The 19,670-nt window shown below is 39.7% G+C and carries 17 protein-coding genes; 9 read left to right on the forward strand and 8 right to left on the reverse strand.

Annotation, left to right across the window (positions count from 1 at the left end):
- The first annotated feature begins 68 nt into the window (after nucleotides 1-68).
- Nucleotides 69-308 carry a sulfurtransferase TusA gene (gene tusA, locus KG708_RS17230; RefSeq protein WP_213611850.1) on the forward strand — a complete coding sequence of 80 codons (240 nt, stop codon included), beginning with the start codon at nucleotides 69-71 and terminating at the stop codon, nucleotides 306-308.
- Nucleotides 309-394: 86 nt separating this feature from the next.
- Here the strand turns inward: tusA and KG708_RS17235 are convergent, their stop codons facing one another.
- From KG708_RS17235 to dnaA, 8 genes are all read right to left on the reverse strand, one after another.
- The gene (locus KG708_RS17235) at nucleotides 395-898 is read right to left on the reverse strand and encodes a transposase (protein ID WP_213611852.1); all 504 of its coding nucleotides are present in this window, start codon (nucleotides 896-898) and stop codon (nucleotides 395-397) included.
- A gap of 95 nt (nucleotides 899-993) precedes the next feature.
- Nucleotides 994-1,443: a hypothetical protein gene (locus KG708_RS17240; RefSeq protein WP_213611854.1), complete on the reverse strand. Its 450-nt coding sequence runs from the start codon at nucleotides 1,441-1,443 to the stop codon at nucleotides 994-996.
- 62 nt (nucleotides 1,444-1,505) lie between these two features.
- The gene (gene glyS, locus KG708_RS17245) at nucleotides 1,506-3,575 is read right to left on the reverse strand and encodes a glycine--tRNA ligase subunit beta (protein ID WP_213611856.1); all 2,070 of its coding nucleotides are present in this window, start codon (nucleotides 3,573-3,575) and stop codon (nucleotides 1,506-1,508) included.
- A gap of 2 nt (nucleotides 3,576-3,577) precedes the next feature.
- Entirely contained in the window at nucleotides 3,578-4,480 is a 903-nt protein-coding gene (gene glyQ, locus KG708_RS17250) for a glycine--tRNA ligase subunit alpha (RefSeq protein WP_013463645.1), read from the reverse strand.
- 141 nt (nucleotides 4,481-4,621) lie between these two features.
- Nucleotides 4,622-7,048, reverse strand: coding sequence for a DNA topoisomerase (ATP-hydrolyzing) subunit B (gene gyrB, locus KG708_RS17255; RefSeq protein WP_213611858.1), 2,427 nt, complete (start codon nucleotides 7,046-7,048; stop codon nucleotides 4,622-4,624).
- Nucleotides 7,049-7,060: 12 nt separating this feature from the next.
- Nucleotides 7,061-8,155 (reverse strand): DNA replication/repair protein RecF, encoded by a 1,095-nt coding sequence (recF, locus tag KG708_RS17260; protein ID WP_213611860.1) that lies wholly within the window; start codon nucleotides 8,153-8,155, stop codon nucleotides 7,061-7,063.
- Between the two features lie 15 nt (nucleotides 8,156-8,170).
- A complete protein-coding gene (dnaN, locus tag KG708_RS17265; RefSeq protein WP_008112965.1) occupies nucleotides 8,171-9,274 on the reverse strand; it encodes a DNA polymerase III subunit beta in 1,104 nt (367 codons plus the stop codon).
- A 13-nt stretch (nucleotides 9,275-9,287) separates the two neighbouring features.
- The gene (gene dnaA / locus KG708_RS17270) at nucleotides 9,288-10,676 is read right to left on the reverse strand and encodes a chromosomal replication initiator protein DnaA (protein ID WP_213611862.1); all 1,389 of its coding nucleotides are present in this window, start codon (nucleotides 10,674-10,676) and stop codon (nucleotides 9,288-9,290) included.
- Nucleotides 10,677-11,182: 506 nt separating this feature from the next.
- On the opposite strand from dnaA, the gene rpmH reads away from it, so the two are divergent.
- The 8 genes from rpmH (at nucleotide 11,183) to rsmG (ending at nucleotide 19,658) form a co-directional block, all read left to right on the forward strand.
- On the forward strand, nucleotides 11,183-11,317 hold the full coding sequence (rpmH, locus tag KG708_RS17275) for a 50S ribosomal protein L34 (RefSeq protein WP_008112968.1): 135 nt from the start codon (nucleotides 11,183-11,185) through the stop codon (nucleotides 11,315-11,317).
- 7 nt (nucleotides 11,318-11,324) lie between these two features.
- Nucleotides 11,325-11,750, forward strand: a complete 426-nt coding sequence (rnpA, locus tag KG708_RS17280; protein WP_213611864.1) for a ribonuclease P protein component — start codon at nucleotides 11,325-11,327, stop codon at nucleotides 11,748-11,750.
- Between the two features lie 125 nt (nucleotides 11,751-11,875).
- Nucleotides 11,876-12,151 (forward strand): membrane protein insertion efficiency factor YidD, encoded by a 276-nt coding sequence (gene yidD, locus KG708_RS17285; RefSeq protein WP_213611866.1) that lies wholly within the window; start codon nucleotides 11,876-11,878, stop codon nucleotides 12,149-12,151.
- Between the two features lie 8 nt (nucleotides 12,152-12,159).
- Nucleotides 12,160-13,797 (forward strand): membrane protein insertase YidC, encoded by a 1,638-nt coding sequence (gene yidC / locus KG708_RS17290; RefSeq protein WP_213611868.1) that lies wholly within the window; start codon nucleotides 12,160-12,162, stop codon nucleotides 13,795-13,797.
- A 130-nt stretch (nucleotides 13,798-13,927) separates the two neighbouring features.
- Nucleotides 13,928-15,292, forward strand: coding sequence for a tRNA uridine-5-carboxymethylaminomethyl(34) synthesis GTPase MnmE (gene mnmE / locus KG708_RS17295; RefSeq protein WP_213611870.1), 1,365 nt, complete (start codon nucleotides 13,928-13,930; stop codon nucleotides 15,290-15,292).
- A gap of 962 nt (nucleotides 15,293-16,254) precedes the next feature.
- The gene (gene mioC / locus KG708_RS17300) at nucleotides 16,255-16,704 is read left to right on the forward strand and encodes an FMN-binding protein MioC (protein WP_213611879.1); all 450 of its coding nucleotides are present in this window, start codon (nucleotides 16,255-16,257) and stop codon (nucleotides 16,702-16,704) included.
- Nucleotides 16,705-17,132: 428 nt separating this feature from the next.
- Complete coding sequence (mnmG, locus tag KG708_RS17305; protein ID WP_213611881.1) at nucleotides 17,133-19,022, forward strand: tRNA uridine-5-carboxymethylaminomethyl(34) synthesis enzyme MnmG; 1,890 nt, start codon at nucleotides 17,133-17,135, stop codon at nucleotides 19,020-19,022.
- Between the two features lie 15 nt (nucleotides 19,023-19,037).
- Entirely contained in the window at nucleotides 19,038-19,658 is a 621-nt protein-coding gene (gene rsmG / locus KG708_RS17310; RefSeq protein ID WP_213611883.1) for a 16S rRNA (guanine(527)-N(7))-methyltransferase RsmG, read from the forward strand.
- The last annotated feature ends 12 nt before the right edge of the window (nucleotides 19,659-19,670 follow it).

Consider the following 19,670-nt stretch of genomic DNA (forward strand, 5'->3'; position numbering starts at 1 on the left):
CCGACAGCTTTATTTGCGCTAAACTACCCGACCTAACCAAGCCACGACTATTTTTACAGGTAATTTTTATGAGCTTTGATAACCCCGATCACCAATTAGATGCTATCGGCCTACGCTGCCCAGAACCTGTGATGATGGTACGCGCTGCAATTCGCAAAATGAGCGACGGCGAGACACTGTTAATTATTGCCGACGACCCCTCCACCACCCGCGACATTCCCAGCTTTTGTACCTTTATGGATCACACACTAGTAGCTAAAGACGTTGAAGAAGCACCGTATAGGTATGTAGTGAAGAAAGGGTTGTAAAGGTTCTAGCCTGTGTAGGTTGGGTTGAGTTTTACGAAACCCAACTATTTAATGATTATCATAATGTTATTCATCATACATATCGTTTAGTTGTTACCACACATCCAATCGGATGATAATTTTGATTCTTTAACGTATCGATGAAAGCTTGAGAAAGGCCATTCATTCACTTTAGCAACGTATTTATGTTTCACTGGATTGTAGTGAATGTAATTTATATGATTCTCTAAATCTTGCTCATCCCGTATTTTATGCTCCCAATAACGCCGCTGCCAAATTCCACGCTCACCCTTAGCTACTCTACTGTTATTACAGAACTCAGTTTGTGGCAACTCTCGAGAAAACCCTGACTTTATTAACCGCCAACGTGTTGCATAATTATTATCGTCTTTAGGTAATTGCCAAATAGCGTGGAGGTGATCGGGCATGATAACTATCGCAACCGTCTTAACAGGATGCTTTTTTATAACTTTCAAGTAAATGCGACGCAATAATTCTATATGCTCAACAAGCAATGACTGAGTTCTATCTTCTAAATTTACCGTAAAAAAGTAACATGCACCGGACTCTAACACACGCCTATAACGCATGAGACTTACCTAAATAATTAAAAAGAGACTAACAGTATAGACGGGTTTAAGAGTGTATGTTGGGTTTCGTTTCACTCAACCCAACCTACGGAAATTTACTTCTTAGTTATCGTTACTTGTGGCTCATCGTAGTCACTAAAATCAATGCTAACTATGTAGGTGCCTTTTATTGCGGGTGTGTAGCTAAAGTAGTTATAAATAGTATTGCAATCGGCGCGTGTTGATTGGCCAAGAGTTAGGCTTTGCCCTGATGGCTGTGCGTCGCTGTAGCCACAGTTAAAACCTTCACTAAAATCTGCATCGGCTATTTTAAATTCATACACTTTACCTGGGGTCGAAAACCTAACTTGGGCTTGGTAAAGCGCTGGGCCAACTTGTTTAAATTGATACTGAGGTTCAGCATCCCATAAGGTGAAATCCCCGCGCAAGTACATTGTACGGTCGAGTTCTTGGCCTGGTAGTACGTCACTTATATCTGGCATCTGTATTTGGCTCGAACAACCAGTCAATAAAGCAACGAGAGACACTGCTAATATACGTTTCATAGGTATTCCCTTTAATACTAAAAAGCCAGCAAAGTGCTGGCTTTTTAAATAGCGATTGGCTGTTATTTTTGTAATACAGAAATATCTGCAATTTCTAAAAACAACCCACTTAGCTGACTTAAAAGCGCAAGGCGGTTTTGCTTAACCGCTTCATCGTCGGCCATTACCATGACATTGTCAAAAAAGTTATCAACACTGTCACGAATGCCTGCTAATTGGCTTAATGCCTCTTGATAGTTTCCATCGCTGTACAGTGGTGCTAAATCAGTGGCAAATTTTGCAACTTGCGCAGCCAATACTTTTTCTGCGTCATCACTTAATAAGCTCTGTTCAACATCACCTTGCGTTGTAATGTTGTTTTTAGCCAGAATATTACTTACACGCTTATTAGCGGCTGCAAGCGATTCTGCTGCGTCTAGTGTGCGGAAATGGCTTACGGCTTTAACTCGGCGGTCAAAATCAACAGGCTTCGTTGGACGGCGCGCAAGTACCGCTTGAATTACATCTACCTCAATGCCTTCATCTTGATACCACGCACGGAAACGGCCTAGCATAAAGTCAAATACATCGGTTGATACATTTAGGTTGGTTAGCTTTTCACCAAACAAGGTTTGCGACTTAGCAACCAAATCTAAAATATCAAGTGGTAGCTGTTTTTCTACCATGATACGTAATGCACCAATGGCCGCACGACGAAGTGCAAATGGGTCTTTATCACCTTTTGGTGCTTGGCCTATACCAAAAATACCCACCAGCGTGTCAAACTTATCAGCAATAGCAACTGCACAGCTGATCAAACTCGTTGGTAAGTTATCACCTGCAAAGCGTGGCATGTACTGCTCGTTTTGCGCGACAGCGACATCTTCAGCTTCACCGTCATGACGTGCGTAATGCATTCCCATTACACCTTGTACGTCGGTAAACTCCATCACCATTTCGGTCATTAAATCGGTTTTACTTAATAAGCCAGCACGCGCTGCCAGTGCTTTATCTGCACCTAGTTGCTCTGCAATGTAACCGGCAAGTTCACTAATACGCTGTGACTTATCTTTAAGTGTGCCCAACTGCTTTTGGAATAAAACGCTGTCTAGCGACTCAAGTCGGCTTTCTAATGTTTTCTTTTTATCGGTTTCAAAGAAGAACTGCGCATCAGCTAAACGTGGGCGCACAACTTTTTCGTTACCAGAAATAACCACACTTGGATCTTTACTTTCAATGTTAGAAACAAACAAAAACTTATTTAAAAGTTTGCCGTTTTGATCTAATAACGGGAAGTATTTTTGATCGTCTTTCATGGTATAAATAAGTGCTTCGGCTGGTACATCTAAAAATGCTTCTTCAAATGTAGCTGTTAGCGTTACTGGCCATTCAACCAATGAAGTAACTTCTTCAAGTAAATCTTCATCCATAGCAACTACGGCATTAACTGCTTTTGCTGCGTCTTCTATTTGCGCACGAATTTGTGCTTTACGCTGTTCGTAGTCAGCTATCACGTAAGCTGATTTAAGTACGTCAAACACATCATCAGCATGGTTAATGCTAATTTTGTCTGGATGATGAAAACGATGACCTTGAAGTTGATTGCTCACTTGCTTACCCAGTATCTCACCTTCTATTAGCTCACTACCCAGTAAAATAGTTACTGTATGCACAGGACGAATAAATTGTGTTTTATTCGCGCCCCAACGCATTGGTTTTGGAATAGGTAATTTAGCAAGCGCTTTACTAATTGCATCAGCCATTAGTAATTTGGTTTCTTGCCCTGCTACTTTAGCAATATGTAATAACCACGCGCCTTTATCGGTTTCGAGTGTTTGCGCATCTTTTACTTCAATTCCACAACCACGTGCCCAACCCATAGCGGCTTTAGTTGGGTTGCCCTCAGCGTCAAATGCCGCTTTAGTTGCTGGACCGCGTTTTTCAACTTCTTTGTCTTGTTGTTTAGCGTCAAGTGCTTTTACTTGTAAACCTAAACGACGAGGCGATGCATACCAGCTCACACCTTGGTGAGCGAGCTCTAAGCTTTCAAGTTCTGCTGTTAAGTTTGCAGCAAAGGCTTCGGCTAATTTTCGAAGTGATTTTGGTGGCAATTCTTCGGTGCCAATTTCTACTAATAAATTTTCTGCTGACATGCTTACTTATCCTTACACAGCGGGAAACCAAGTGCTTCACGTGCATCGTAATAACTTTGTGCACACGCTTTTGATAACGCACGAACGCGTAAAATGTAACGTTGACGCTCGGTCACCGAAATAGCATGACGTGCGTCTAATAAGTTAAATGCGTGCGATGCTTTCATTACTTGCTCGTAGGCAGGTAATGGTAAGTTTGCTTCAATTAACTTTTGGCTTTCTGCTTCGCACTTATCAAACTGTGCAAATAAGTCTTCTACGTTTGCATGTTCAAAATTATAAGTAGACTGCTCTACTTCGTTTTGATGGAATACGTCACCGTAGGTTACGCGCCCTAATGGACCGTCTGCCCATACTAAGTCGTAAATACTATCTACGCCTTGAATATACATTGCTAAACGCTCTAGGCCGTAGGTAATTTCACCTGTGACCGGTGAGCATTCTAAGCCGCCTACCTGCTGGAAGTAAGTAAACTGGGTTACCTCCATGCCATTTAACCAAATTTCCCAGCCTAGTCCCCATGCTCCCAGCGTTGGTGATTCCCAGTTATCTTCTACAAAGCGCACTTCGTGAGTGAGGGTATCAATACCCATCGCCGCTAAAGAGCCTAAATAAAGCTCTTGGATATTATCTGGAGATGGCTTTAACACAACTTGGAATTGGTAGTAATGTTGTAAGCGGTTTGGATTCTCACCGTAACGACCATCGGTAGGTCGACGACACGGTTGAACGTAAGCGCTCGACATAGGCTCTGGACCAATTGACTTTAAAAATGTTTGCGGATGAAATGTCCCTGCGCCCACTTCCATATCAAGTGGTTGAATAATGACACAGCCTTGCTGTGCCCAATAATCCTGTAAAGCCAGGATCAAACCTTGAAAGGTTTTTACATCATATTTTTGCATAATTGGCTTTTTACTATCTGAGAAGTAGCGTGAAAATTACCCTCAGTATACCTTGTGCACACTCAGGTTTTAAGCAGTTTGTGCAATTGAGAAAATAAAAAAGGAGCCTAAGGCTCCTTTTTTATGATTAGCATAATTTAATTATACGTCTAAGTTAACCACACGCAGTGCATTCGTTTCTATGAACTCACGACGAGGCTCAACTTGATCGCCCATTAACGTAGCAAATAACTGATCCGCTGCAACAGCATCCTCAATAGTTACTTGCAACATACGACGTGCGCTTGGATCCATGGTTGTTTCCCAAAGTTGATTTGGGTTCATTTCACCTAGTCCTTTATAGCGTTGAATATAGATCCCGCGCTTCGACTCTGCGATCAACCATTCCAATGCATCCACAAAGTTATCAACAGGTTTTGTTTTTTCACCACGTTGGATATATGCACCCTCTGTGATGATATTAGCAATGTTTTTACCTGTTACAGCAATACGTTGGTAGTCTCTTGACGTAATAAAGTCATAATGAAGTACGTGTGCTTTATCCACACCATGCTGACGAATATTCACAACAGGATAGTATAAATTACGCTCCGTATCGTGCTCAGTTCCCGCATGGAAAATGGTCGCATCTTCATCACATTCTATTAAGTCATCAATAAGTGTTTTAGTCCACGCAATTACCTTAGCTTCGTCTGAAAGATGCTCTTTTTTCAGTTCACTTTGGTAAATTAAACGGTTCATCACTGCATTCGGATACTTACGCTTTAAGCGCTCAATAACTTTAACAGTGTTTTGGTAATCGCGAACAATTGATTCTAACGCTTCACCATCAACCGCTTCTGCACTATCACTTGTATAAAGAGCTGCATTGCTTAGCGCTAAAGATGTAAGGTAATCAACTAATGCAGGATCATCTTTAATATACCGCTCTTGCTTACCTTTTTTCACTTTATAAAGTGGTGGCTGCGCAATATAGATGTACCCACGTTCAACAATTTCTGGCATTTGACGGTAGAAAAACGTTAGTAGCAAGGTACGAATGTGAGAGCCATCCACGTCGGCATCGGTCATGATAATAATGCGATGGTAACGTAGTTTCTCAGGATTATATTCGTCACGGCCAATACCACAACCTAGTGCAGTTATTAGCGTTGCCACTTCTTGTGAAGACAGCATTTTATCAAAACGTGCTTTTTCTACGTTAAGAATTTTACCTTTAAGCGGAAGAATAGCTTGGTTTTTACGATTACGACCCTGCTTGGCTGAACCGCCAGCTGAGTCACCCTCCACTATATATAGTTCAGATTGGGCTGGATCTTTTTCTTGGCAATCGGCTAATTTACCTGGTAAACCAGCTAAATCCATCGCGCCTTTACGACGTGTCATTTCACGCGCTTTACGCGCTGCTTCACGGGCGCGAGAAGCATCAATAATTTTACCAACAACAATTTTAGCATCTACTGGATTTTCTAATAAAAACTCAGTAAATTTTTCAGCCATAGCTTGCTCAACCGCAGACTTAACTTCGCTAGAAACTAGCTTATCTTTTGTTTGTGATGAGAACTTAGGATCAGGTACTTTAACACTCACAACTGCAGTTAAACCTTCACGCGCATCATCGCCCGTTGCATTACTGGTCGTTTTAGCTTTTTTGTTAAAGCCTTCTTTTTCCATGTAGTTATTAAGCGTACGCGTTAGCGCCGATCTAAAACCAGCTAAGTGAGTACCGCCATCACGTTGTGGAATATTATTTGTGAAACAGTATATGTTTTCTTGGTACGCATCATTCCACTGCATTGATACTTCTACGCTAATACCATCTTCTTCACGTTCGTGAGTAAAGTGGAACACCCCTTTATGAATCGGTGTTTTGTTACGGTTTAAGTATTCAACAAAAGCTCTGATACCGCCTTCATATTTAAAGTGGTCGCTTTTATTTTCTTCGCGCTCATCACTTAAGATAATGCTTACACCTGAGTTCAAAAACGATAGCTCGCGTAAACGCTTAGCTAAAATATCGTAATGGAAATCAAGATTAGTGAACGTTTCTGCACTTGGCCAAAAGCGTAATTCAGTACCATTTGTTTCAGAATCACCAATTACAGCTAGTGGTGCATCAGGTACGCCCATAGTGTAAAACTGTTCATGAAGTTTACCTTCACGACGAATGGTTAATTTTAATTTTTCTGATAATGCATTTACTACCGATACACCAACACCGTGTAAGCCACCTGATACTTTATAAGAGTTATCATCAAACTTACCACCGGCGTGTAGCACCGTCATAATTACTTCAGCTGCAGATACACCTTCTTCTTCATGTATAGAAGTAGGAATTCCACGGCCGTTATCTCTTACAGATACCGAACCGTCTAAGTGAATAGTGACATAAATATCATCACAGTGACCTGCCAAGGCCTCATCGATAGAGTTATCAACGACCTCAAACACCATATGGTGTAAGCCCGTACCATCATCGGTGTCCCCTATATACATTCCAGGACGTTTTCTTACTGCATCTAATCCTTTAAGTACTTTAATACTCGACGAATCATAATTCTCAGACATGGTTAATCCCACTTATCTTGTTATTAGGTTGCCATGTTTCACGTGGAACATTTTTAGTTCTCGTTGCATGGGTTCCACCACAGCAGAAATACTTTCAGATAAAATTGAAGAAATAAATATTTGAGAACTGCAATGAGTCAATAACTGGCCCACTTTCTCTTTTGTATCTTCACTTAACTCTGAAGGTAGATCATCTATTAGCAATATAGATTGCTTATCTGTCTCTGACTCAATTAAGCTATTTTGCGTTACTTTTAACGCATACAACAATAACTTTAACTGCCCGCGTGAGAATACATTCTCAACACTGCTGCCAGCGACACTAAAACTAAAATCAGCCTTATGAGGGCCTTTACTCGTAAAGCCTTGACGCGCATCTCGCTCAAAACTTTGCTCTAACGCATCACTAAGCGATTCATGCTCTTTCCAGCCCGCATTAAAGCTAATTTCTAAATCGCGTATTAGCGTTAATTCTGCACACATTTTATCAAAAAATTGCTGCTTAAACCTAGTTATATACGCGATTCTTAATTTATTTATTTGTTCAGCCAGTCTAACAAATTCTTTGTCCCAAAACTTGATTTGATCAAAATAATTCTTTGGCTTAGATTTTAATAAGGCGTTGCGTTGTTTAAGCACTTTATTAAACGATTGCCATAAGAAAAAAAACTCATGTTCCACGTGGAACAAACCTAAGTCTAAAAACTTTCTGCGCTCCTTAGGACCACCAAAAAATAGAGAATAGCTCTCTGGTGTTATTATTTGTACCGGCATTAACTGGGCAAGTTCAGATACTTTTCGGCTCGCCTTACCCTGTATTTTTAAATTGGTTTCACCCGCTTGGGTTTTACTAATACCAATAGGGATAGATAAATCGTATAACGCTTTGCGGCCATGAATAACAAACTGATCTTGCTGGTGTGCAATAATACTTTTATGTTTAGAAGTTCGAAAAGATTTGCCATGAGAAAGGTAATATATAGCCTCTAAAAGGCTTGTTTTTCCGCTGCCGTTTTCACCATAAATTATATTAACGCCGTTAACAGGTTCCAGCGTCAGCGCCTCAATATTACGAAAATATTTGAGGCTCAAATGACTTAAGCTCATTATGTATTTATGATCTTATAAACGCATAGGCATAACGACGTACATCGCTTCTTCATCGCCTGCACCTTCTATTAGTGCACTGCTATTTGAATCGGCAAGTGTAAATAACACATCTTCAGTTTTTAATGTATTTAATACATCAAGCACGTAAGACACATTAAACCCTATTTCTAGGTCATCGCCCTCGTACATTACTTCGACCACTTCTTCAGCTTGTTCTTGCTCTGGGTTGTTAGCCGTAATTTTTAATAAACCGTTTGATAAATTTAAACGTACACCACGAAACTTTTCGTTTGATAAAATCGATACGCGTTGAAATGCATTACGTAACCACTCACGATTCGCGGTAATTACCTTATCCCCACCGCGCGGTAAAACACGACGGTAATCAGGAAAACGGCCATCAACTAATTTACTCGTAAACGTAAATTCAATATCAATAATACGAATGTGGTTAGCACCAAACTGAATAGTCACTAACTCTTGGTCAGCAACCATTAAGCGCATAATTTCTTGCACGCCTTTACGCGGTATAATTAATTGGCGCTGCGTATTTAATGACTGACCAAGTTGCTTTTGTGCAATCGCTAAACGGTGTCCATCAGTAGCCACTGTTTTTATATCGCTGTTATCAACTTCAAACGACATGCCGTTTAAGTAATAACGCACATCTTGGTTTGCCATTGAAAAGTGCGTGCTCTCAAGTAACTTACGCAATTCTAAACGTGTTAGTTGAAATTCAACCTCACCATCCCATTGCTCTAAGTTAGGAAAATCTTCAGCAGCTAATGTGGTCAATGAAAAACGACTTTTACCACTGGTTAAAAGTAACTGATGGTCTTGCAAGCTTAAAGTAAGATCAGATCCATCCGGTAAACTTTTACAAATATCGAGTAATTTTTTAGCCGGTAATGTGAGCTTAGTATCGGCAACATCATCACCTACAAATACACTCGCTACAAGTTCAATTTCAAGGTCGGTCCCTGTCATTGAAAGCTGACCATTTTCTACCACAAGTAACACGTTAGATAAAATGGGTAACGTATGTTTACGCTCTATGGCACCCGATACTTGTACCAATGGTTTTAAAAATTGTTCTCTTGATATTGTTATTTGCATAATAAAGTCAGCCCTAAGATGACAATGTTCTTATTAAATTTTGGTAATCTTCTTTAATCTCGTGGCTTTCGTCACGTAATGATTTAACTTTGCGACATGCGTGCAATACTGTTGTGTGGTCACGCCCACCAAAGGCATCCCCAATCTCAGGTAAACTGTGATTAGTGAGTTCTTTAGATAATGCCATAGCAACTTGGCGCGGCCTTGCTATAGAGCGGCTGCGGCGCTTAGACAGTAAATCAGACACACGTATTCTATAGTATTCTGCTACCGTACGTTGAATATTGTCTATGGTGACTAGTTTATCTTGCAGTGCGAGTAAATCACGCAGTGCTTCTTTTACAAAGTCGATAGAAATTGGGCGGCCTGTAAAGTTTGCATTTGCAATTACACGGTTTAATGCGCCTTCAAGTTCACGTACGTTTGAACGTAATTTTTTAGCGATAAAAAATGCCACTTCATGGGGTAAATTAATTTTACTTTGCTGGGCTTTTTTCATCAAAATGGCAACGCGTGTTTCAAGCTCTGGTGGCTCAATCGCGATAGTTAAACCCCAACCAAAACGAGATTTAAGGCGATCTTCAACCCCTTCTATCTCTTTAGGATAACGGTCAGAGGTTAAAATAATTTGCTGGTTACCTTCTAATAGTGCATTAAAGGTATGAAAGAATTCTTCTTGCGAACGTTCTTTATTAGCAAAAAACTGAATGTCATCAATCATGAGTGCATCAACACTGCGGTAATAACGCTTAAACTCTTCAATTGCATTATTTTGCAGTGCTTTAACCATATCTTGCACAAAGCGTTCTGAGTGCATGTACACAATTTTAGCATCGGGCTTATTGGCCATAATACCATTGCCAACTGCATGTAATAAATGCGTTTTACCTAAACCTGTTCCACCATAAATAAAAACAGGGTTAAATGCAGAGCCAGGGTTATCTGCAACCTGAGTAGCAGCCGCTTTTGCTAATTGGTTAGATTTACCCTCAACAAAACTATCAAAGGTATAGTTTTCTTTAATGTTTGATTTATAACCCGATTTAGGAGCGGGCTCAACAACCGGTTTTTGTTCTCGTGGTTGTTGTTTTGCCGTTGCTTGCGTACTTGGCGCTGGTTGTGTTTCAACTACTGGCGCAGCTTGTGCATTTAATAGTGGCTTGCTGCCTACATCAAAGCGTAATTCGGGAGCTTCTACGCCACAAATTTCAACCAGTAACTCATTTATTCTATTTAGGTACTTTTCTCTTACCCAATCAAGTACAAAACGATTAGGTGCATAAATCGTCAAGGTATCTTCGGTACTTTCTGCTTGAAGTGGTCTAACCCACATACTGAATTGCTGCGAAGGCAATTCATCTTGCAATACATATAAACAACTTTGCCAAACCGACAGATACACAGTAAAACTCCCAGAGATATAATTTTTATTCCCGCACATCAATAATGATTAAAAAATCACACCTGTTTTGCGTTTAGATGGCTCAATAAGCAGCCCAAGACCGACTATTATGAATGCACTTTATCCACAAGTAAAAGCTTGATTTTTGTAAAATTGTTGATATCGATGTATAAATATAATAACAGACTGATTTAAATAGCTTTTTATTTAAAAGCCCGATAAGGGATCATAACAAAAACAAGCGCAGATCGCGACCACAATTTGCGATCTAATTTAGTTTTCCCATGCTTTTATTCACTTTTTATACAGGGGTTGTGGAAAACTTCTTATTTATGATGATCCTATTGGATCATGAAAATTGATCATAAATAAACACGCTTTACGCGCTCTATTATGATTGACTTTTCGTCACTTCATCTATAATATCTCGCGCTCGCAATGGCACCTGTGCCAGGATCGCGACCTGCATAGGATGTTTTAACTTTAACCGATCGGATGAGATTGTTATGAAAAGAACTTTTCAACCTAGCGTTTTAAAACGCAAACGTACACACGGTTTCCGTGCTCGTATGGCAACTGTAAATGGCCGTAAAGTATTAGCTCGTCGCCGTGCTAAAGGCCGCAAAGTTCTTTCTGCTTAATTTATAAGTGGAAGACTTTAGCTTTGGCAGGGAGTTACGTCTGTTAACTCCCTCGCATTACTCTCGCATATTTAATGAACCCGCTCGGGCTGCAACTCCCTTCTTTACTCTATTAGCAAAATCAAATGACCAAACTAAACCTAGGTTAGGCCTAACTGTTGCTAAAAAACGTGTAAAAAAGGCATACCAACGAAACCGTATTAAACGTCTTGCTCGCGAAAGTTTTCGTTTAAACCAACATACTCTCGATAATATCGATATTGTGTTGATGGTAAAAAGTGGTATTGATGAACAGTCTAATGAAGAATTAACCAAACAACTAACTAAGCTGTGGCGTAAAATTAATGAACGCTGCAAACCTGGTGCCCCTAAACCGCCACCATTTAAAAAACGCCCGAACAAATCAGCTAAATCAACTAAACAAGCCCGATAGCAATAGAAATACTGGGTCAATTAGGGTATCTTTAGCTCACCTTTTAATCATGCGTTTAAAATCTCACAATGAGTCTTTAAATACATGGTATCTATTCACTAAACATAACGTAGGGGCACTATATCATGAGGTTATTTAAACCACTTGCTGCTTTACCAAAGCGTTGTTTAGTTTTATTTATCCGCGGTTATCAAAAGTGGATTAGTCCGCTGTTAGGTCCGCATTGTCGTTTTAATCCAACCTGCTCTAGCTACGCTATTCAAGCAATTAATTTGCATGGTGCAGTAAAAGGCAGTTGGCTCGCAGTTAAACGCATATTAAAATGCCATCCTTTACATTCAGGTGGAGACGACCCCGTTCCTGAAAAATTAACCCGTATTAACCACCAACACGAGAAATAAGAGCTGTTATGGAATCGCAACGCACGTTTTTATTCATCGGCCTAATGCTAGTGTCGTTTTTATTATTTCAAGAATGGAATAATGACTACAACACACCAAAAGCCGATCCTAGTGCCACTACACAAACACTAAAAGCAAATTCACCGGAATCAGATGATTATGTCCCAGCTTCATCAGACTCAGGTTTACCTGCATCAGCAACTTCAGCAAAACGTTCAGTGATCAATATTACAACTGACGTTTTCAACGTAAAAATTGACACCAAAGGCGGTGACATTGTTGAAGCTGACTTACTTCAATATGAAGAAACGAAAGACAGTGCCACACCTTACATGTTACTTGGTGAGTTTGACGGTAAACAATACTTTTCACAAAGTGGTTTAATTGGTTTAAATGGCCCTGATGCATCTACAGAGGGGCGCCCTACTTATCATGTTGAGCAAACATCTTATACCTTAACAGGGGATGAGTTACGCGTACCGCTTACATTCACTGATAGCAACGGTATTAGCTTTACTAAAACCTACATATTCAAACAAGGTCAATATAATGTTGGCTTAGAATACACCGTCGATAACGTTACAAGTTCACCAATTCAAGTACAATTGTATACGCAAGTAAAGCGTACAGTTCAAGAGAAAGGCAGCCTGGTTGACCAAAATTATTTAGGCGCTGCATACGGTACCGATGCGGACCCATACGAAAAATATAGTTTTTCAGATATGGCTGATAAAAACCTGAACAAAAATACACAAGGTGGTTATATTGCTTTTATTCAGCATTATTTTGTAAGTGCATGGATACCTGTGCAAGAGCAAACTAATACGCTTTATAGCTTAATTACTAAAAGCAATCATGCCATTATTGGCGCTAAAGCTGAACCTGTTAACATTCAGCCAGGTAATGTGCAAACTCTCAATGCCACCTACTATATGGGTCCAAAAGATTCAGAAGTACTAGAAGCATTGCATCCTGATTTAGATTTAACCGTTGACTACGGTTGGCTTTGGTTTATTTCTCAGCCTTTATTTGTACTGCTTAAATGGTTACACAGTATTTTAGGTAACTGGGGTGTCGCAATTATTGCCATCACTGTTATTGTAAAAACATTAATGTACCCGTTAACTAAAGCACAATACACATCAATGGCTAAAATGCGTGCATTACAGCCAAAAATGAAAGCGCTAAAAGAAAAGTATGGCGACGACCGCCAAAAATTCGGCCAAGCAACCATGGAAATGTACAAAAAGGAAAAAGTTAATCCACTCGGTGGCTGTTTCCCTATTTTGCTACAAATGCCTATATTCTTAGCCCTGTTTTATGTATTTTTAGAATCGACAGAGCTTCGCCATGCTGAATTTATTTTTTGGTTAACAGACCTTTCTGCGAAAGACCCATACTACGTACTACCAATCTTATTTGGTGCGAGTATGTTTATAACCCAAAAATTACAACCAATGACGATAACCGATCCAATGCAGCAAAAAATGATGACCTATATGCCGGTTATCTTTTCTATATTTTTCCTTTGGTTCCCGTCAGGTTTAGTACTTTACTGGCTAGTATCTAACCTTATCTCTATCGCACAAATGCTCTACATTTATCGCGGTATGGAAAAGAAAGGGATAAAAGTCAGAGGTGACTAAATTTCATCTGCATATAAAGGCGACTAAGGTCGCCTTTTTTATTGCCAATTTTTAACTCCAGCATTCGCGAGTGCTTATTTGATAGGTTACAATAGCGCCATAACGTTATATAAGTTGGCAAATAAAAAGCATGATCAATCAAGACACAATTGCAGCACAAGCAACCGCACCAGGACGCGGGGGCGTAGGTATAATTCGCGTTTCAGGCAGCCTTGCAAAGCAAGTCGCTGAGAAAATAATAGGTAAAATACCTAAAGTTCGCTATGCCGACTATGTACCATTTAACACTCTTGCAGGTCAGCAACTTGACCAAGGTATTGCGATTTACTTTGCTGGCCCACACTCATTTACTGGTGAAGACGTACTTGAACTTCAAGGCCATGGCGGCCCTGTAGTACTCGACATGCTGCTTAAAGAAATAAGTAAAATAGACGGTGTCCGTTTAGCTAAACCCGGTGAATTTTCTGAACGCGCATTTATGAATGATAAGCTTGATTTAACCCAGGCAGAAGCAATCGCCGATTTAATTAATGCAACCAGTGAACAAGCGGCCAAAAGCGCCCTACAGTCCCTTCAAGGTCAATTCTCTAAGCACATAGAAACCCTAGTAGAAAAAGTCATTCACTTACGTATGTATGTAGAAGCGGCTATTGATTTTCCTGATGAAGAAATCGATTTTTTATCAGACGGAAAAGTCGGTGGGGATTTGAATGCCATTATTGAGCAACTCAATGCGGTTACTAATCAAGCCAAACAAGGCAGCATAATGCGCGAAGGCATGCGCGTCGTTATTGCTGGCCGCCCTAATGCGGGTAAATCAAGCTTACTTAATGCATTAGCAGGGCGAGAAGCGGCCATCGTAACTGAGATAGCCGGCACCACACGCGATGTACTACGTGAACATATCCACATTGATGGTATGCCACTGCATATTATCGATACCGCAGGGCTACGAGAAAGTCCAGATAAAGTAGAACAAATTGGGATAGAGCGTGCTTGGGAAGAAATAAACCAAGCCGACCGCGTACTATTTATGCTTGATGGCACCGACACCACAGATACCGATCCACATGCTATTTGGCCAGAATTTATGGCTAAGCTGCCGCAAGGTATGGGCGTGACTGTGATCAGAAATAAAGCCGATTTATCCGGTGATGTGGTTGGCATAGATCAAAACCAGCAATATCCTGTCATCAGTTTAAGTGCTAAAAATGCTGATGGTATAGAGTTAGTTCGTACTCACTTAAAAGCATGTATCGGGTTTGATGGTGCCACTGAAGGTGGTTTTATGGCGCGTCGTCGTCACTTAGATGCACTGGAGCATGCTGCGCATCATTTAGATACAGGTAAAACACAATTAGAGATGCACGCAGCCGGTGAAATTTTGGCAGAAGAACTGCGTTTAACGCAGCAATATCTTAACGAAATAACCGGCGAATTTACCTCAGATGATCTACTTGGCAAAATATTTAGCTCGTTCTGTATCGGCAAATAGTCGAATTAATAAGTAACGATATAATTTATTAAGGGTGCTTAGGCGCCCTTTTTAATGCCCAATATTTACAATAACAACTCACCTAGCTGTATTTTAATAATCCACTTTAAAAACCAAACAGACTACAAATACAGTTTAAGCTGCACTTATATCAGCCTCAATTCGCCTTTAATAATGTACATAAAAGATGTAACAAGGCCAATAATCACACTAAATAGCGGCTAGAACACCTTCATTTATAGAAAAAAATAGCCGTAGTTATGCCTATTAAACACTCTAAAAGTGAAGCTATAGCATTGATTATCCATGTTTGAATAGGGGTAATTATCAAGTCATAAAAACAAAACGTACCTAAAAAATACGTTTTGTTCGTCTACGCCACCGACAAAATTCAGTTAAATATTCACTTTAGATCACTCAAATTTATTTTTTTGCAGATCAGTTATCCACAATTGCGTGTTTTTTTGCCTCAGCGAGGAATTAAACGTCTTTAAAATGGGGAAATAGTCTGTATTTAATTAAAAAAGGGCTGTTTATAAAAAATAATAATGGTTATTTAGCCTGATCTGACTAAATAGATCATTTTTTAAAATTATTTTCGATCCCAATTTATGGTTATCAACAAGCTTTATATCCACATTAAGATCAACAAGCATCTATTAGTTTATTTTCAATCGCTGGTGGCAAATACTAAATATAAAATCAATAACTTAGCAATAAAATTGCAACTTTAACTGATAGTTAAGCAGAGCTTTCCCCAACCTTATCAACAACTTGATCAGAAGATTACATTTAAAGATATTTTGTTAAACCTTTAATTATCAGGTAGTTAAGCAGTACATTTAAGTAAAGGCTTAAATAAGTACAAAAATAGTTATACAAAATAGCACTCTTAACTTTACTGTTATACTCACTGGGCTATCATAGGCGGCAATTAAAACTAATAGTGATCACAAATATTCATGAGTTCAGTAAATCTTATCGTAGGTAGTCAAATGGGATCCGCAGAGTACGTTGCCGAGCAACTAAGCGATGCGCTTAACGACCAAGGCATTAATACCCAACTACATGATCAACCTGAATTTAATGAAATAGATCAGCAAAATACCATTTGGTTAATTTGTACATCAACCTATGGTGCAGGTGATTATCCAGAAAACATACTTAGCTTTGTTGATGACTTATCTCAAGTTGATGATTTATCCCACTTAAAATACTCGGTCATCGCATTAGGTGATACCAGTTATGACACATATAACCTTGCAGGGCGTAATATAGATACGCTTTTAAGCCAAAAAGGCGCGATACAATTAGCACCGCGCTTAGAACTGAATATTCTTGATGAAGCACTTCCAGAAGATACGGCCTTAGCTTGGTTAGACTCGTGGATAACAAAAACAGGTCTAAAATAGAAAGATCAAGTAAAAAGTTATAAATAAAGTTACCCACAATTTACTAATAATTTAATAGATTTTGTGGATAAACACTGATTAAACTGCTTTTATAACCATGCTTATCCATGGGATAAGATCGAGACTTGATCGGCCTGTGCATAACAGCCTGTTTTGATCAGAGCTTATTTGCCTGAAGATCCGATCATATTAACACCTTTAGATCCGATCTAATTATATGTTTTTAATCATGATCTAAAGCTTATCAACAGAAAAGCCGATCAGTAGTAGTAATAGTATTAAAAGATCTCTTTAAAAGATCCTTTATATTATTAGAGATCACTTACTTAGATCTTGAGCACTGTTTAATCATTTATCTTCTGCTAATTTCTAGGTAGAATACGCTCCCTTTTGAAGTTTACTGGTTTGATTTAAGTAGGATCCCATTAATGATTTTTCACGAAAATTTTGACGTTATCGTAGTAGGTGGTGGACATGCTGGCACTGAAGCCGCATTGGCAGCTGCCCGTATGGGGATGAATACCCTGCTGCTAACTCACAATATGGATACCCTTGGTCAAATGTCTTGTAACCCAGCGATTGGTGGCATTGGCAAAGGCCACTTGGTTAAAGAAATTGATGCCCTTGGTGGCGCAATGGCTCAAGCTATTGACAAAGGCGGGATCCAATTCCGTACGCTTAATTCTTCTAAAGGCCCTGCTGTACGAGCTACTCGTGCTCAAGCGGATCGTGCTTTGTACAAAGCGGCTATTCAGAACACACTTCAAAACCAAGAAAACTTAAAGATTTTTCAACAATCATGTGATGATCTTATTGTTGAAAACGATCGTGTAATGGGTGTAGTTACCCAAATGGGTCTGCGTTTCAGTGCACCTAGTGTAGTACTAACCGTAGGCACATTCTTAGGTGGCCAAATTCATATCGGTCTTGAAAACTTTAAAGGTGGCCGTGCAGGCGATCCACCTTCAATTGCATTGGCTGATCGTCTACGTGAACTTCCATTTAGAGTGGATCGTTTAAAAACAGGCACACCACCACGTATTGATGCACGCACTGTTGATTTTTCTAAAATGCAAGAACAACCAGGTGATGCACCAACACCGGTATTCTCATTTATGGGTAAACAAAGCGACCACCCACAACAAATTCCGTGTTACATCACTTACACCAATGAAAAAACACATGATGTTATTCGCAAAAACTTACATCGCTCACCTATGTACTCAGGTGTTATCGAAGGAATAGGCCCACGTTACTGTCCGTCTATTGAAGATAAAATTGTACGTTTTGCTGATAAAGATAAGCACCAGATATTTGTAGAGCCAGAAGGCTTAACGTCATACGAGTTATATCCTAACGGTATTTCAACCAGTTTACCGTTCGATGTACAGTTAGAAATTGTGCAATCGATCACCGGATTTGAAAATGCACATATCTGTCGTCCTGGCTATGCAATTGAGTATGACTTTTTTGATCCGCGCGACTTAAAACAATCATTAGAAACTAAATTTATTGATGGTTTATTTTTTGCTGGTCAGATTAATGGTACGACCGGTTACGAAGAAGCGGGCGCACAAGGTCTGATCGCAGGTATGAATGCAGCCTTACAAGTACAAGGCAAAGAATCGTGGACGCCACGTCGTGATGAAGCCTATGTTGGCGTACTAATTGACGACCTAGCAACACTGGGTACAAAAGAACCGTACCGCATGTTTACTAGTCGTGCTGAATACCGTTTGTTACTACGTGAAGACAACGCTGATATACGTTTAACTGAAAAAGGCCGTGAATTAGGTTTAGTTAACGATGAACGTTGGCAAGCATTCAACGAAAAAATGGAAGTGATCGCTAAAGAGAAACAGCGTATTAAAGACACCTGGATCCATAAAGATCATGCGGTTGTTGATCAAGTAAATGAATTACTTAAAACTCCACTTGTGCGTGAAGCCAGCTTAGAAGAATTATTACGCCGACCTGAAGTGCGTTATAATAACTTGATGGCCATTGAAGGACTCGGATCTGAGTTTACCAATAAGGCCGCCTTAGAGCAGGTTGAAATTCATACTAAGTACGCAGGTTACATTGCACGCCAGCAAGATGAGATCAATAAGCAGCTTCGTCATGAAGAAACAATCTTACCAAAAGAGTTTGATTATAAAACCGTCTCTGGTTTATCAAATGAGGTTGTTGCTAAGCTAATTGATGCTCGTCCAGACACTATTGGTCAAGCTTCGCGTATTTCTGGTATCACCCCAGCGGCGATTTCGCTATTATTAGTGTATCTGAAGAAGCAAGGCTTGTTGCGCAAAACTGCGTAACGGTAAAGGTACATTGTGTTACAGCAACAATTAACAACTTTGTTAGCGCAAACTGATATTGCGCTAACACAAAAACAACAGCAACAGCTTGTTCGCTATGTCGAATTACTCGATAAGTGGAACAAGGCCTATAATTTAACCTCAGTACGTTTACCTCAAGAAATGATGGTTAAACATATAATGGATAGCTTAGTTGTTGCGCCTCACTTGACCGGCCATCATTATATTGATGTTGGCACAGGTCCTGGTTTACCGGGCATAGTGTTAGCTATTGCCTTACCCGGTACGCAGTTTGTATTATTAGATAGTTTAGGTAAACGTGTACGTTTTTTAATGCATGTTAAGCATGAGCTTGGCCTTGATAATGTGACCCCTGTGCAGTCAAGAGTTGAAGAATATCAACCAAGTGTTAAATTAGATGGCGTACTAAGTCGTGCATTTGCATCGTTACAAGATATGATTGACTGGTGTTCGCACTTAATCGATCATTCAGGTAAGTTCATTGCACTTAAAGGGGTATTTCCAAGTGAGGAATTAGACTCACTCCCTGCGGGTGTTAAGTTTGAGCAAAAAATTGCATTAGAAGTACCAGATTTAGATGCACAACGACATTTAATAATTCTTTCTAAAGACTAGGGATCAGAGACA

Source organism: Pseudoalteromonas sp. (assembly GCF_018402495.1).
Classification (GTDB): Bacteria; Pseudomonadota; Gammaproteobacteria; order Enterobacterales; family Alteromonadaceae; genus Pseudoalteromonas.

What these genes read in the sequence shown, in the direction of transcription:
- dnaN (WP_008112965.1), bottom strand. Translation starts at nt 9,274, where the DNA reads ATGCAAATAACAATATCAAGAGAACAATTTTTAAAACCATTGGTACAA.
- glyS (WP_213611856.1), bottom strand. Translation starts at nt 3,575, where the DNA reads ATGTCAGCAGAAAATTTATTAGTAGAAATTGGCACCGAAGAATTGCCA.
- mnmE (WP_213611870.1), top strand. Translation starts at nt 13,928, where the DNA reads ATGATCAATCAAGACACAATTGCAGCACAAGCAACCGCACCAGGACGC.
- glyQ (WP_013463645.1), bottom strand. Translation starts at nt 4,480, where the DNA reads ATGCAAAAATATGATGTAAAAACCTTTCAAGGTTTGATCCTGGCTTTA.
- yidD (WP_213611866.1), top strand. Translation starts at nt 11,876, where the DNA reads ATGAGGTTATTTAAACCACTTGCTGCTTTACCAAAGCGTTGTTTAGTT.
- mioC (WP_213611879.1), top strand. Translation starts at nt 16,255, where the DNA reads ATGAGTTCAGTAAATCTTATCGTAGGTAGTCAAATGGGATCCGCAGAG.
- gyrB (WP_213611858.1), bottom strand. Translation starts at nt 7,048, where the DNA reads ATGTCTGAGAATTATGATTCGTCGAGTATTAAAGTACTTAAAGGATTA.
- recF (WP_213611860.1), bottom strand. Translation starts at nt 8,155, where the DNA reads ATGAGCTTAAGTCATTTGAGCCTCAAATATTTTCGTAATATTGAGGCG.
- rpmH (WP_008112968.1), top strand. Translation starts at nt 11,183, where the DNA reads ATGAAAAGAACTTTTCAACCTAGCGTTTTAAAACGCAAACGTACACAC.
- tusA (WP_213611850.1), top strand. Translation starts at nt 69, where the DNA reads ATGAGCTTTGATAACCCCGATCACCAATTAGATGCTATCGGCCTACGC.
- yidC (WP_213611868.1), top strand. Translation starts at nt 12,160, where the DNA reads ATGGAATCGCAACGCACGTTTTTATTCATCGGCCTAATGCTAGTGTCG.
- mnmG (WP_213611881.1), top strand. Translation starts at nt 17,133, where the DNA reads ATGATTTTTCACGAAAATTTTGACGTTATCGTAGTAGGTGGTGGACAT.
- KG708_RS17240 (WP_213611854.1), bottom strand. Translation starts at nt 1,443, where the DNA reads ATGAAACGTATATTAGCAGTGTCTCTCGTTGCTTTATTGACTGGTTGT.
- KG708_RS17235 (WP_213611852.1), bottom strand. Translation starts at nt 898, where the DNA reads ATGCGTTATAGGCGTGTGTTAGAGTCCGGTGCATGTTACTTTTTTACG.